The following is a 14,428-nucleotide window of genomic DNA, read 5'->3' on the forward strand; positions in this document are numbered from 1 at the left end:
ATTGAACGGACAAGAGCATGAGCAAGGCGCAAACCTTCGACATCTCCGGAATCGAACCGGAAGAGGGCCGGCCGGCGGCCGACCGGCTGATATCAGGCGATCCGGTCTTCACGAGTTGGAACATCGAGGAGGCCGAGGGCGGCATCTATTCCGGCATCTGGCAATCGACGCCCGGCAAGTGGCGCATCCAGTATGACGAGTGGGAATATTTCCACATTCTCGAAGGCCACTCGATCTTGACCTCCGACGACGGCGAGACTTTCGACCTCAAGGCAGGTGATCGGCTGATCCTCAGGCCCGGCTTCAAGGGAAGCTGGGAAGTCGTTGAAACGACTCGCAAGGACTACGTCATCCGGCTGTGATCACCAGGTCAGTTCCAGGGCCTCCAGCCCGTAGAAGTGGTAGACGTCCTTGACCGCCGGGGCCTTGGCGATCTTCAATCCAGGCAGCCGCTGGAAGAGGATGGGCAGGGCGATGTTGAGTTCAAGCCTTGCCAGCGGCGCGCCGATGCAGAAATGGATGCCTGCGCCGAAGGAGAGGTTAGCGCCCTCGTCGCGATCCGGCCTGAAGGCCAGCGGGTCGGAGAACTTCCGCGGGTCGAGATTGGCGGCGGCGAGGATCATCGCCACCTTGTCGCCGCGACGGAACGAGATGCCATCGAGTTCGACATCCTCGAGCGCATAGCGCTGGAAGATGTGAACGGGCGCGGAGATGCGCAGGCACTCCTCCACCGTGCGCTCCGTCGTCTTCGCATCGGCAAAGAGCGTGGCCGGATCGGCCCGGGTTTCCAGGATGGTGCGCACGGCATTGCCGATCTGGTGCACGGTGGCTTCATGGCCGGCATTGAGCAGCACGATGGTCGTGGAGATCAGCTCGTCCTCGGTGAGAAGCTGGCCTTTGTGTTCCGTGTGCACCATGTGCGAGAGCAGGTCGTCGCGCGCCTCGGCCCGCCGTTCGGCGATCACGCCGCGCACATAATCCGCGAATTCCCTGGCTGCCCTGTCGGCGGCCAGTTCGTCCTCGCGCGTGCGGCCGAACATGTACATGCGCACATAGGCATGCGACCATTTCAGCAGTTGCGGCCCCATTTCGTCGGGAATGCCGATCATGCGGGCGATCATCGTCACCGGCAGGATGTCGGCGAAGGCGGACAGCAGCTCGACGTGCCCATCCTTCTCGAACCGGTCGATGGCTTGGTGGCAGAGCGCAATGATCTCCGGCGTCAGCCGCTCGATCGTGCGCGAGACGAAGGCGCGGTTGACGAGGGTGCGCAGCCGCGTGTGCTCCGGCGGTTCCAGCTCCAGCAGCGACCAGGCTTCCGCCGCATCGAAATGCCGGACATGGTCTTGCGGCGCCGGCAGGCCGAGTTCCTCGCGCGTCGCCACATGCAGGATCTGCCGCCCGAAGCGGCGGTCGCGCAGAAGGCCGTTCACATGGTCGTAGCCGGTGAAATACCACTGCTTCTGCTCCTCCCACCAGAAGGTGGGACAGTGCGCATGCAGCGCCGCATAGACCGGATTGGGATCGCGGTAGAAATCGGGATTGCGGCCATCGAGCGATACGCGGCGGCTTGTGGGATCGATAGCGAGGAAGGGGAATGGCGTCGTTGTCATGGCCCATCGGTACCGAATTACAGCGTCGAGGAAAACCAGAATTTGCTCATGGGGCGATAATGAACTAAGTTCATCGGACTAAGTCCATAGGAGGCGAAATGCGCATCGTCAACATTCACGAAGCGAAGACGCATCTCTCGCGCCTTGTCGAACAAGCTGCGGGCGGAGAGCCGTTCGTGATCGCCAAGGCGGGAAAGCCGCTGGTCCGGGTCGTACCGTTGGAGGAGCCCGTCGTGAAGCCGGCTCCCAGCCGCTTCGGCTTTCTTCGCGGCCACCTGAAGGTGCCCGATGATTTCGATACGATGGGCCAGGATGAGATCGAGAAGATGTTTTACGGTGAGAAATGAGACTTCTGATCGACACGCATCTCCTGATCTGGGCCGCTGACGGGATCGAACGCCTCAGTGCCGAGGCAATCGAACTGATGGGCGATCCGGAAAACGTGTTGATCTTCAGCGTCGCAAGCATCTGGGAGGTTGCGATCAAACAAACCTTGAGCCGCTCCGATTTTTCTGCCGATGCCTCCCTGATGCGTCGAGGCCTCCTGGAAAGCGGTTACGAAGAGTTGCCGATCAATGCAGCGCACGCGATCGCGGTGGCGAACCTGCCCGGCATTCACAACGATCCATTCGATCGCATGCTCATCGCCCAGGCGGGTACGGAAGGCCTCCTGCTGCTCACCGCGGATCGGCGTCTAGCGGCCTATCCCGGACCGGTGCGGCTCGTTTAGCCCTATTTGCCGGCAGCAACGCCCTCCCGACGCGGATCGGCGGCGCCTCTGAGGCCTTCGGCGGAAAGCTCGATGGCATGCAGGCCGGAGTTCATCTCCGAGAGCTTCACCTCGTAGCCGAGCGCTTTCAGCGGCTCGGCCAGCTTCTCGGCATCCGTGCCGGCTTCGAGGTCATAGGGGCCGAAGCGGTTGATGAGGTGTGGCATGGCGACGATCTCGCCGACATCCATCTCCCAGTCGATATAGGCGACCAGCGCCTGCGCGACATAGCCGATGATCTGGCTGCCGCCGGGCGAGCCGATGGCGAGCAGCGGCTTGCCGTCCTTCAGCACGATCGTCGGCGACATGGAGGAACGCGGGCGCTTTCTCGGCTCCACGCGATTGGCGACGGGCAGGCCCTCGTCGTGGGTCTTGAAGGAGAAGTCGGTGATTTCGTTGTTGAGCAGGAAACCGCCGGTCATCAGCCGCGAGCCGAAGCCGTTCTCGATGGTCGTCGTCATGGAGACGACATTGCCCTCCTTGTCGACGATGACGAAATGGCTGGTAGAGGGCAGTTCGATCGCGGCGTCCCGGCCGAAGTTGGAGGCGTGGTCCCATTCCGGCTTGCCCGATGTCGCGGCATCCTCGCCGAGCGCCTTGTCGCCGTCGAGCAGCCCGGCCCTTTCGCCGAGATAGGACTTGGCGAGGAGCCCCTTGATCGGCGCGGGCACGAAATCGGTATCGGCGAGGTAGCGTTCGCGGTCGGCGAAGGCGAGGCGCTGGGCATCGCCGATCAGCCGCCAGCTCTCCGGATTGTCCTTGCCGAGCGCTCTGAGGTCGAAATTCTCGAGCATGCCGAGCATCTGGCCGATGGCGACCGCGCCCGAGGAGGGCGGCCCCATGCCGCAGACCTCGAGCGCGCGATATTCGACGCAGACCGGCTGGCGCACCTTCACCTGGTAGTTGGCAAGGTCGGCAAGCGAGAGCACGCCGGCATTCTTGCCGGCCATGCGCACCGTATCGACGATCGCCTCGGCGATCGCGCCGCCGTAGAAGGCCGGCGCGCCGCCCTTGGCGATGGCCGAAAGCGTTTCGGCATAGGCGGGGTTCTTCAGCACGGTGCCGGCTTTAAGGGGCGTGCCGTCGGCGCCGAAGAAATAGGCGGTCGTTGCGTCGAAGGCCTTCAAGCGGTCACCTTCCGCGGCGATCAGGCCGGCAAGGCGTGGTGAGACGGTAAAGCCGTCGCGGGCGAGCTTTTCCGCCGGCGCGAAGAGATCCTTCCATGGCGTCCGGCCCCAGCGGTTGTGCGCCTCCTGCATCAGCATGACGGTGCCGGGCGTGCCGACCGAACGGCCCCCGACGACCGCATCGAAGAACTGCATCGGCTCTCCCTTGTCGTCGAGGAAGAGTTTCGGCGTCGCCTCCATCGGCGCCGTCTCGCGGCCGTCGAGCGTGACGATGCGCTTGGCGCCCGCGTCGTAATAGACGAGGAAGGCGCCGCCGCCGAGGCCTGAGGATTGCGGCTCGACGAGGCCGAGCACGGTCTGCACGGCCACCATCGCGTCGATCGCGCTGCCGCCGGCGGCAAGGACCTGTTCGCCCGCTTCCGCGGCAAGCGGATGGGCCGCCGCAACCATATGCTCCTTCGCGGTCACCACCTTCGCCGAGGCGAGGCCGGTGGCGCGCTCGGGCGCGACCGTGTCGGACGCCTGCTGGGCAAGTGCGTCCGGGACTGATAGAAGAAGGAGCCCGAGGGCTGCGATCGTTCGTGTCGACATGGCTGCCTCCATACGGCTTGAGGGGCGGCGGGCGCCCGGAAGAGCGGGGCGAGGCGGATGGCCGGATTCATCCTTCCTTCACCCTGTCGGCCGTTCGGTTGTGGAAATCCCGTTTCCGCCTCGCGCCGATTAACCGCATTCTGGCATAGAGCGCCGCAAAACGCTTGGCCGTCTTGAAGTCCGCTACCCTGACACTCTATGTAGGGAGGACGAAACTTGCTGATTCCCAATGCTTGGCGATGGGTCTCAGGGCACTTGAGATGAAGGATTGACATGAGAAATCCCGTAGATACCGCCATGGCTCTGGTGCCGATGGTCGTCGAGCAGACCAACCGCGGCGAGCGTTCCTACGACATTTATTCGCGTCTCCTCAAGGAACGCATCATCTTCCTGACGGGTCCGGTGGAAGATCACATCGCCACGCTCGTCTGCGCGCAGCTTCTCTTCCTCGAGGCGGAAAACCCGAAGAAGGAGATCGCGCTCTACATCAATTCGCCGGGCGGCGTCGTGACGTCGGGCATGGCGATCTACGACACGATGCAGTTCATCAAGCCGGCCGTGTCGACGCTCTGCATTGGCCAGGCCGCATCGATGGGCTCGCTGCTGCTCGCCGCCGGCCACAAAGACATGCGCTTTGCGACGCCGAACGCGCGCATCATGGTGCACCAGCCCTCCGGCGGCTTCTCCGGCCAGGCGTCCGATATCGAGCGCCATGCCAAGGACATCCTCAAGATGAAGCGCAAGCTGAACGAGGTCTATGTCAAGCACTGCGGCCGCACCTACGAGGAAGTGGAACAGACGCTGGACCGCGACCATTTCATGAGTGCGGACGAGGCGAAGGACTGGGGTCTTGTCGACCGCGTCATCACGAGCCGCGAGGCGATCGAGGGCACCGACGCCGCGTGAATTCAAGGCTTTGTGTGCGGCTGAGGCATATTGTGACACATTTGTAATGGTCACGGGGCTTTATCCGCACCATAAAGCCGTTAATATTGGCCGTTAATGCTATGTTGATTTGTAACGGCCTAGCATTCGGTATTTCGGTGGGGGATTCGTTGCCACCGGTTTGGGCTTGAGCCTGTCCGGTCAGTACCCCTGGAGCCTTCGAAGGGCTGCGCGAGCGGCTCCCCGAAGGCGGTTTGAGTGGTCCGGCCATCTTCCGGGAGATGAACGGCGTGCTGGAAGGAAAGTGATATGAGCAAGGTCAGCGGCAGCAACGGCGGCGACTCCAAGAATACCCTTTACTGCTCCTTCTGCGGCAAGAGCCAGCACGAGGTCCGCAAGCTGATTGCTGGACCGACGGTATTCATCTGCGATGAATGCGTCGAACTGTGCATGGACATCATCCGCGAGGAGAACAAGACCTCGATGGTGAAATCCCGCGACGGCGTTCCCACGCCCCAGGATATCATCAAGGTCCTCGACGAATATGTCATCGGCCAGCAGCAGGCCAAGCGTATCCTGTCGGTGGCGGTGCACAACCACTACAAGCGCCTGGCGCATGCCGCCAAAGGCTCGGACGTGGAACTGGCGAAGTCGAACATCATGCTGGTCGGCCCGACCGGCTGCGGCAAGACCTATCTCGCCCAGACGCTCGCCCGCATCATCGACGTGCCCTTCACCATGGCCGACGCCACGACGCTGACCGAAGCCGGTTACGTCGGCGAGGACGTGGAGAACATCATCCTTAAGCTGCTGCAGGCGGCCGACTACAATGTCGAGCGCGCGCAGCGCGGCATCGTCTATATCGACGAAGTCGACAAGATCTCGCGCAAGTCCGACAACCCGTCCATCACCCGCGACGTGTCGGGCGAGGGCGTGCAGCAGGCGCTTCTGAAGATCATGGAAGGCACGGTCGCCTCGGTTCCCCCGCAAGGTGGCCGCAAGCATCCGCAGCAGGAATTCCTGCAGGTCGACACGACGAACATCCTGTTCATCTGCGGCGGCGCCTTCGCCGGCCTCGACAAGATCATCTCCGCCCGCGGCGAGAAGACCTCGATCGGCTTCGGCGCCCAGGTTCGCTCGCCGGAAGATCGCCGCGTCGGCGAAGTCCTGCGCGAACTGGAGCCGGAAGACCTGGTCAAGTTCGGCCTCATCCCGGAATTCATCGGTCGTCTGCCGGTCCTGGCGACGCTCGAGGATCTCGACGAGGATGCGCTGATCCAGATCCTGTCCGAGCCGAAGAACGCGCTGATCAAGCAGTACCAGCGCCTGTTCGAGATGGAAGATGTCGAACTGACCTTCCACGAGGACGCACTGCGCGAAATCGCCAAGAAGGCGATCATCCGCAAGACCGGCGCACGCGGCCTTCGCTCGATCATGGAGAAAATCCTGCTCGATACGATGTTCGAGCTTCCCACGCTGGAAGGCGTACGCGAAGTGGTCATCTCCGACGAAGTGGTGAAGGGCGCGTCGCGTCCGCTCTACATCTACTCGGAACGCACCGACGAGAAGGCCAACGTTTCGGCTTGATCTCTTGCAAACCGGTTCAGGAAGGACCCGCCGCTGGCGGGTCTTTTCGTTTCAGGTCAACTCGTGACATTTCGGGACTGGCCGCCTCGGGCCGGACGGAGCATGATGCGGGACGATCCGCCTCTATATGAGCCGTTGCGAAACGGCACGCGGCGGGCGAATATGGCAGACTTCGATTCTGTTTCGCGTAAGCTCCGGCGGCATTGCCGGGGGAAGGCCGCAAGTTCCGCGACAGCGCGGAAGACTAGACTTCCTTCCGTTGGTTCGTCTGGTCCGGCACGGGGTGGGGCACTCCGTCGTCGGGCTTGAAAAAGCGTTAACTGAACGCCACTTGTGGATGGAAAAGATCGCCGGCCCGGTGTCCCCAAGCACCGATTGGACCGGTTCCCGGAAACGGGACGTTTGAAAGGAAATGACATGACGAAGAAGACGTCTGCGCCGCACGACTCCACGGCCTTCCCGGTCCTGCCCCTGCGCGACATCGTGGTGTTCCCGCACATGATCGTGCCGCTGTTCGTCGGTCGCGAGAAGTCGATCCGCGCGCTGGAAGAGGTGATGGGCACCGACAAGCAGATCATGCTTGCCACCCAGATCAACGCTTCCGACGACGATCCGGAAACCGACGCCATCTATCGCATCGGCACCGTCGCCAACGTTCTCCAGTTGCTGAAGCTGCCCGACGGCACCGTCAAGGTGCTGGTCGAAGGCCGCGCGCGCGCCGAGATCGACGGCTATACGGAGCGTGAGGAATTCTACGAGGCGATGGCCCATGTGCTGGCCGAGCCGGAAGAGGACCCGGTCGAGATCGAGGCGCTGTCGCGCTCGGTGGTCTCCGAGTTCGAGAACTACGTCAAGCTCAACAAGAAGATTTCGCCCGAGGTCGTCGGCGCTGCGAGCCAGATCGAGGACTACTCGAAGCTCGCCGACACGGTCGCCTCGCACCTCTCCATCAAGATCGTCGAGAAGCAGGAAATGCTCGAGACGACTAGCGTCAAGCTGCGCCTCGAAAAGGCGCTCGGCTTCATGGAAGGCGAGATTTCCGTCCTGCAGGTCGAAAAGCGCATCCGCTCGCGCGTCAAGCGCCAGATGGAGAAGACCCAGCGCGAGTACTACCTCAACGAACAGATGAAGGCGATCCAGAAGGAACTTGGCGACGGCGAGGACGGCCGCGACGAGATGGCCGAACTCGAAGAGAAGATCGCCAAGGTCAAGCTCTCCAAGGAGGCCCGCGAGAAGGCGGATGCCGAACTGAAGAAGCTGCGCCAGATGAGCCCGATGTCGGCGGAAGCCACCGTCGTGCGCAACTATCTCGACTGGCTGACGGGCATTCCGTGGGGCAAGAAGTCGAAGATCAAGACCGACCTCAACGCTGCGGAAAAGGTCCTCGACGAGGATCATTTCGGCCTCGACAAGGTCAAGGAGCGCATCGTCGAATATCTCGCCGTGCAGGCCCGCTCGACCAAGATCAAAGGCCCGATCCTGTGCCTCGTCGGCCCTCCGGGCGTCGGCAAGACCTCGCTCGCCAAGTCGATCGCCAAGGCGACCGGCCGCGAATATATCCGCATGGCGCTCGGCGGCGTGCGGGACGAGGCCGAGATCCGCGGTCACCGCCGCACCTATATCGGCTCGATGCCCGGCAAGGTCATCCAGTCGATGAAGAAGGCCAAGAAGTCCAATCCGCTCTTCCTGCTCGACGAGATCGACAAGATGGGCATGGATTTCCGCGGCGACCCGTCCTCGGCCCTGCTGGAGGTGCTGGATCCGGAACAGAACTCGACCTTCATGGACCACTACCTGGAAGTCGAATACGACCTGTCCAACGTCATGTTCGTGACGACGGCGAACACGCTGAACATTCCCGCGCCCCTGATGGACCGCATGGAAGTGATCCGCATCGCCGGCTACACGGAAGAGGAAAAGCTGGAAATCGCCAAGAGGCACCTGCTGCCCAAGGCGATCCGCGACCACGCGCTGCAGCCGAAGGAATTCTCGGTCACCGACGGCGCTCTGATGGCGGTCATCCAGCAGTACACCCGCGAGGCGGGCGTCAGAAACTTCGAGCGTGAACTGATGAAGCTCGCCCGCAAGGCGGTGACCGAGATCATCAAGGGCAAGTCGAAGAAGGTCGAGGTCACCGCGGAGAACATCCACGACTTCCTCGGCGTTCCGCGCTTCCGCCACGGCGAAGCCGAGCGCGAGGACCAGGTCGGCGTCGTCACGGGCCTTGCCTGGACGGAAGTCGGCGGCGAACTGCTCACCATCGAAGGCGTCAGCCTGCCGGGTGGCAAGGGCCGCATGACGGTCACCGGCAACCTGAAGGACGTGATGAAGGAATCGATTTCGGCGGCGGCCTCCTATGTCCGCTCGCGCGCCGTCGATTTCGGCATCGAGCCCCCGCGCTTCGACAAGACAGACATCCACGTGCACGTACCGGAAGGCGCGACGCCGAAGGATGGCCCGTCGGCCGGTATCGCCATGGCGACCGCCATCGTCTCCATCATGACCGGCATTCCGGTCTCGAAGGATATCGCGATGACGGGCGAGGTGACGCTGCGCGGCCGGGTACTGCCGATCGGCGGCCTCAAGGAAAAGCTGCTTGCAGCGCTTCGCGGCGGCATCAAGAAGGTGCTGATCCCGGAAGAGAACGCCAAGGATCTGGCGGACATTCCGGACAATGTGAAGAACAGCATGGAGATCATTCCGGTATCCCGTATGGGCGAGGTGATCAGCCATGCGCTGCTGCGCACGCCCGAGCCGATCGAGTGGGACGGTACGGCCGAAGCGGCCAAGGTTCCGGCGGTCGAATCGGCTGAAGACGGCGCCGCTGCAATCGCGCATTGAGCGTTATCGCGGGGCGCTACGCCCGGCTTTTTCAAGTCAAACAGCAAAGGACCGGCCCCTGGGCCGGTCTTTTTCGTTGAAAAGAGTGTGTAAACCCCGGATTCTCAGGGGATTCCGACGAAATTTTCTTGCGGGGAGAAGGGCGATGCGTATTCTGCCCCCGACTTGTAAGAGTCGTTTCAAACCGTAAGAAAGGGGTGGAAACATGAACAAGAATGAACTCGTATCCGCAGTGGCTGAGAAGTCCGGCCTCTCCAAGACGGACGCAGCATCTGCTGTCGACGCCGTTTTCGAGACGATCCAGGGCGAACTCAAGAACGGCGGTGACGTTCGTCTCGTCGGTTTCGGCAATTTCTCCGTATCGCGCCGCGAAGCCTCGAAGGGTCGTAACCTTTCGACCGGCGCCGAGATCGAGATCCCGGCTCGCAACGTGCCGAAGTTCTCGGCCGGCAAGGGCCTGAAGGACGCCGTCAACGGCTGATCCGATGCGGCTGCATGATCCTTCAGACCATGCGGCAGCCTTGAAGTTCTGCAGCGCTTCCTGTGCGTCATCCGTGGCGCGCGGCGCTGCGGGCAGAGCGGTTATCCACTCCGCCGCAAATCCTGAAGTTCAGGGCAGGGGTCCGGTTTTCCGGACCCCTTTTTATTTGCGGGGCAAGGGACGGGATGACACGCCATTGTCATCGGCCTGTAACACGAAAGCCGCAGAACCGCCCGGTTCCTATTGACCGGATTCCGGAGGTTTTCATGAAGACCCGTTCGCTCACCGCCGCGCTCGCGGCGGTCCTCGCCGCATCGGTGGCCCCCGCCGCCAGCGCCGAGCCCGTATTCAATCGCATTTCATCCTTCGCCGTAGCCGACAACCTGCCCGAGGGCGTGGATAAGGCGATGCCGACCTCGTCCGAAATCATCGCCGCCTCCGAGGACGGCAATACGCTCGTCTATTCCGACAGCCCGAACAAGGCGATCGGCTTCATCGACATCACCGACGCGAAGGCCCCGAAGGCCGGCGGCTCCGTCTCCTTCGACGGCGAGCCGACCTCCGTCGCTATAGCGGCCGGCAAGGCGCTCGTCGCGGTCAACACCCGCGAGAGCTTCGTGAAGCCGTCGGGCGTTCTCACCCAGGTCGACCTCGCCTCGAAGGCTATCGACGCGACCTGCGATATCGGCGGCCAGCCGGATTCCATCGCCCTCAACAAGGACAAGACGATCGCCGCGATCGCCATCGAGAACGAGCGCGATGAAGAGGTCAATGACGGCGCCATCCCGCAGATGCCGGCCGGCGATCTCGTCCTGCTGTCGCTCAAGGACGGCGTCGTCGATTGCGGCTCGTTGAAGCGCGTGACGCTCACCGGCCTTGCCGCGGTTGCCGGCGAGGACCCGGAGCCGGAATTCGTTGCCTTCAACGGCCTCGACGAAATCGCCCTCACGCTGCAGGAAAACAACCATATCGTCATCGTCGACGGCAAGACCGGCGCCGTGAAGAGCCACTTCTCCGCCGGCACCGTCAGCCTCGAGGGCGTCGATACCAAGAAAGACGGTGCGCTGAAGTTCACCGGCGAGGTCAAGGACGTCGCCCGCGAGCCGGACGCCGTGAAGTGGCTCGACGACAACCGCCTCGTCGTCGCCAACGAGGGCGACTGGAAGGGCGGCGCCCGCGGCTTCACCATCTTCGACAAGGAAGGCAAGGTTCTCCACGAGAACGGCGCCGGCTTCGAGCGTGAAATCGCGAAGATCGGCCACTACCCGGACAAGCGCAACAAGAAGGGCGTGGAGCCGGAAGGCCTGGAAGCCGCCAAATTCGGCGACGACAACCTGTTCTTCGTGCTGGCCGAGCGCGCTTCCATCGTCGGCGTCTACAAGGACACCGGCACGGAGCCCGAACTTCTCCAGCTTCTGCCCTCGGGCGTCGGCCCGGAAGGCGCGGTCGCCATTCCGGCCCGCAACCTCTTCGTGACCGCCAACGAAAGCGACCTCGTCGAGGACGGCGGCGCACGCTCGCACGTCATGATCTACGAGCGCGCGGAAGGCGAGGCGACGTATCCGCAGATCGTCTCCACCGAGAAAGACGGCGAACTGATCGGCTTCGGCGCGCTGTCCGGCCTTGCGCCTATCAAGGACAAGCCGGGCATGCTCCATGCCGTGAACGACTCCTTCTACGCCTCGCAGCCGACGATCTTCACGATCGACGCCACGCAGAAGCCGGCGAAGATCGTCGATGCGCTGCGCATCACGCGCAACGGCGCCGCCGCTCAGAAGCTCGACAGCGAAGGCCTGACGCCGGACGGCGAGGGCGGCTTCTGGCTTGCCAACGAGGGCGATGCCGACAAGCTCTACGCCCATGCCATCATCCACGTGAACGAGAAGGGCGAGATCGAGAAGGAAATCGCCATCCCCGCCGAGCTGCGCGCCGGCGAGAAGCGTTTCGGCTTCGAGGGCATCACCAGCGTCGGCGAAGGCGACGACATGGTGCTCTGGATGGCCATGCAGCGCGAATGGGGCGACGACGAGAAGGGCTTCGTGAAGCTCGTCTCCTACAAGCCGTCGTCCAAGGAATGGGGCGCGGTGCGCTATCCGCTCGAAAAGACGGAAAGCGGCTGGGTCGGCCTCTCCGAGATCACGGTGAACGGCGACTATGCCTATATCATCGAGCGCGACAACCTGATCGGCCAGGCGGCCAAGCTGAAGAAGCTTTACCGCGTCGCGCTCGCCGACCTGAAGCCGGCCAAGCTCGGCACCGAGCTGCCGGTCGTGAAGAAGCAAGAGGTCCGCGACCTCATTCCCGACCTGAAGGCCGGAAACGGCTACGTCGTCGACAAGGTCGAGGGCTTTGCCATCGACGCCGCCGGCAACGGCTTCGTCGTGACGGACAATGACGGGGTGGACGACTCCTCCGGCGAGACGCTGTTCTTCGGCATCGGCCCGATCAACGCGATGTAAGCCGGGACCACCCGAAAGGCGACAAACAAAAAAGGCCGGGATCCTGCGATCCCGGCCTTTTCGGTTTTCGATGCCGCCCGGCTCAGCCGACGGCGTGGAGGGAGCGAACGGGTGCCGCGTCGGCAATGCCCTCGCTCTTGTCTCGTTCCCGTTGCAGCTCCTCGGTCTTCTCGCTGAGACAGCGGATGATTTCCTTCATATGCTGCTTCTGGTCTTCGGTCAGAACCGCGAATATGGCTTCGATCGTCTTGTGCTGCGGCTGCTGGGCGGCCGAGATGACGGTCCGGCCCATATCCGTTATCGAGACGATCTTGGCGCGTCGGTCCTTCGGATCGGGCTCGCGCTTGACCAGCTTGTCACGCTCAAGACCATCGATCGCTTCCGTCACCGTACGGGGTGCGAAACCAAGAGCGCAGGCGATGTCCGTGGAGCGCTGCGGGCCCTGGCATTCCAGCAAAAGCAGGAACTTGCTGCGGGCGAGCGATACGCCTTCGTCCATCATGCACTCATTCACCAGGCGACTCACCTGATGGTAGAGTTTGAACATGCCTTGGGAGATTTCTATCGTGCTAGTCATGAGGTGGAATATAGGTATTATGAGGGACCATGTCAAATGATCACGAAGTTTTTCGGAGAATTTGATCATAGATATTGAACGATGCCTGTAAATGCGAACGGTCAGGCAACAGGTCGGTTTTCTTACCTCTTCTCCGGCTTTTTCGGGGGGAAACGATTTCTTTCCTGCATAACCTGCCGAGCGTTGCTGCAAGCATTGACCCCGCGGAAGGCGGAGGCGATTGTCCGGCATGCCTTTCCGCTTCCTTCATACGGCCGACCTCCATCTCGATTCGCCGCTCACCTCGCTCGCATTGCGCAATGCTGACCTAGGCGACCTCGTGCGCGGGGCGACGCGCAAGGCGCTGGAGCGCATCGTCGATCTCGCAATTTCGGAGGCGGTGGATGCGGTCATCATCGCCGGCGACCTCTATGACGGGTCGCAGACCTCCATGGCGACGGCGCTCTTCCTGATGGGCCAGATGCGCCGGCTGGAGGCGGCCGGCATCCGCGTGTTCCTCATCCGCGGCAACCATGATGCGCAGTCGCAGATCACCCGGGAGCTGACCTTCCCGCCGAACGTGCACGTCTTCGACGGCCGCGGCAAACCGGTAAGGGCAGGGGCGCTCGCCAACGGCCGCGAGGTGCATGTCCACGGCGTCAGCTTCGCCAATCCCCATGCCCCCGCCTCACTGCTGCCGACCTATCGCGCGCCGGTGGCGGATGCCCTCAATATCGGCCTCATGCACACCAGTCTCGCCGGCGCGAGCCGCCACGATCCCTATGCGCCTGTCGGCATACCGGACCTGACGGCGCACGGTTTCGATTATTGGGCGCTCGGCCATATCCACCAGCGCCGCGTGCATCTCGAAAAGCCCTGGATCGTCATGCCCGGCAATCCGCAGGGCCGCGACATCAACGAGGGCGGGCCGAAGGGCGTGACGCTCGCCACCATTGCCGAGGACGGCACGATCGCCTGCGAGGAACGCCTCGTCGCGCTCGCGGTGTTCGAGCGGCTTTCCGTCGATCTCTCTGATATCGACGACTGGTCCGCCATGCTCGACCGCGCCGAAACGGTGCTGGGCGAGGCGAGGGCGGCGGCCGGCGGTGCCCATCTCGTCGCCCGCCTCATGCTCACAGGCGCGACGTCGCTCGCCTGGCGCCTGCGCCGCGACGAGGACCTGCTGCTTGCGGAAATCCAGAACCTTGCCGCCTCGCTCGGCGAATGCTGGATCGAAGCGGTGGAACTTGCCGTTTCGGTGCCGGCGGCGATGGCAGGCTCCGATGCCGGCCCGGTCACCGAGCTTTCACGCCTGATGCGGGAGGATGTGGTCGGGAGCCATGCCTATCGCGCGGAACTGCGCGAGACGTTGGCCGATCTTCTGCGCCAGCTTCCAAAGGAGGCGCGCAGCCTGCTGGCGCCGGATGAGGCGGCGGAGGAGGCGTTGCTGTCCGATCTTGCGCTGCAGGGCTCCGACGCCGTGCTTGCCCGCCTCGGCGGCGAGAGCGAGAGGGCATAG

12 protein-coding genes are annotated in these 14,428 nt (G+C 63.1%); 9 read left to right on the forward strand and 3 right to left on the reverse strand.

Translation table 11 applies throughout. The annotated features are described in order from the left end of the window. Window positions 1-17 precede the first annotated feature (17 nt). On the forward strand, window positions 18-362 hold the full coding sequence (locus Q9316_RS06915; RefSeq protein WP_306034484.1) for a cupin domain-containing protein: 345 nt from the start codon (window positions 18-20) through the stop codon (window positions 360-362). Here the strand turns inward: Q9316_RS06915 and Q9316_RS06920 are convergent, their stop codons facing one another. Next, complete coding sequence (locus Q9316_RS06920; RefSeq protein WP_306034485.1) at window positions 363-1,613, reverse strand: cytochrome P450; 1,251 nt, start codon at window positions 1,611-1,613, stop codon at window positions 363-365. A gap of 98 nt (window positions 1,614-1,711) precedes the next feature. On the opposite strand from Q9316_RS06920, the gene Q9316_RS06925 reads away from it, so the two are divergent. Together Q9316_RS06925 and Q9316_RS06930 are read left to right on the forward strand one after the other, a co-directional pair. Then, a complete protein-coding gene (locus tag Q9316_RS06925; protein WP_306034486.1) occupies window positions 1,712-1,960 on the forward strand; it encodes a type II toxin-antitoxin system Phd/YefM family antitoxin in 249 nt (82 codons plus the stop codon). Beyond that, entirely contained in the window at window positions 1,957-2,343 is a 387-nt protein-coding gene (locus Q9316_RS06930) for a type II toxin-antitoxin system VapC family toxin (RefSeq protein WP_306034487.1), read from the forward strand. The genes Q9316_RS06925 and Q9316_RS06930 overlap by 4 nt, the downstream gene beginning before the upstream one ends. 2 nt (window positions 2,344-2,345) lie before the next feature. On the opposite strand, the gene ggt is transcribed toward Q9316_RS06930, so the two are convergent. Continuing rightward, complete coding sequence (gene ggt / locus Q9316_RS06935; protein WP_306034488.1) at window positions 2,346-4,100, reverse strand: gamma-glutamyltransferase; 1,755 nt, start codon at window positions 4,098-4,100, stop codon at window positions 2,346-2,348. A 273-nt stretch (window positions 4,101-4,373) separates the two neighbouring features. Here ggt and clpP point away from each other — a divergent pair, with 273 nt between their 5' ends. From clpP to Q9316_RS06960, 5 genes are all read left to right on the forward strand, one after another. Then, entirely contained in the window at window positions 4,374-5,006 is a 633-nt protein-coding gene (gene clpP, locus Q9316_RS06940; protein WP_306034489.1) for an ATP-dependent Clp endopeptidase proteolytic subunit ClpP, read from the forward strand. Window positions 5,007-5,294: 288 nt separating this feature from the next. Further along, window positions 5,295-6,572: an ATP-dependent Clp protease ATP-binding subunit ClpX gene (gene clpX / locus Q9316_RS06945; RefSeq protein ID WP_306034490.1), complete on the forward strand. Its 1,278-nt coding sequence runs from the start codon at window positions 5,295-5,297 to the stop codon at window positions 6,570-6,572. Window positions 6,573-6,989: 417 nt separating this feature from the next. Then, window positions 6,990-9,413, forward strand: a complete 2,424-nt coding sequence (gene lon / locus Q9316_RS06950; RefSeq protein WP_306034491.1) for an endopeptidase La — start codon at window positions 6,990-6,992, stop codon at window positions 9,411-9,413. Between the two features lie 205 nt (window positions 9,414-9,618). Next, window positions 9,619-9,894 (forward strand): DNA-binding protein HupB, encoded by a 276-nt coding sequence (gene hupB, locus Q9316_RS06955; RefSeq protein ID WP_023516583.1) that lies wholly within the window; start codon window positions 9,619-9,621, stop codon window positions 9,892-9,894. Window positions 9,895-10,160: 266 nt separating this feature from the next. Beyond that, the gene (locus Q9316_RS06960) at window positions 10,161-12,353 is read left to right on the forward strand and encodes an esterase-like activity of phytase family protein (protein WP_306034492.1); all 2,193 of its coding nucleotides are present in this window, start codon (window positions 10,161-10,163) and stop codon (window positions 12,351-12,353) included. Window positions 12,354-12,435: 82 nt separating this feature from the next. Here the strand turns inward: Q9316_RS06960 and Q9316_RS06965 are convergent, their stop codons facing one another. After that, entirely contained in the window at window positions 12,436-12,855 is a 420-nt protein-coding gene (locus Q9316_RS06965; RefSeq protein ID WP_306034493.1) for a MarR family winged helix-turn-helix transcriptional regulator, read from the reverse strand. 304 nt (window positions 12,856-13,159) lie between these two features. Here Q9316_RS06965 and Q9316_RS06970 point away from each other — a divergent pair, with 304 nt between their 5' ends. Further along, on the forward strand, window positions 13,160-14,428 hold the full coding sequence (locus Q9316_RS06970; RefSeq protein ID WP_306034494.1) for a metallophosphoesterase family protein: 1,269 nt from the start codon (window positions 13,160-13,162) through the stop codon (window positions 14,426-14,428).

The organism is Shinella zoogloeoides (assembly GCF_030733845.1).
In the GTDB taxonomy this organism is placed as follows: domain Bacteria; phylum Pseudomonadota; class Alphaproteobacteria; order Rhizobiales; family Rhizobiaceae; genus Shinella; species Shinella zoogloeoides_C.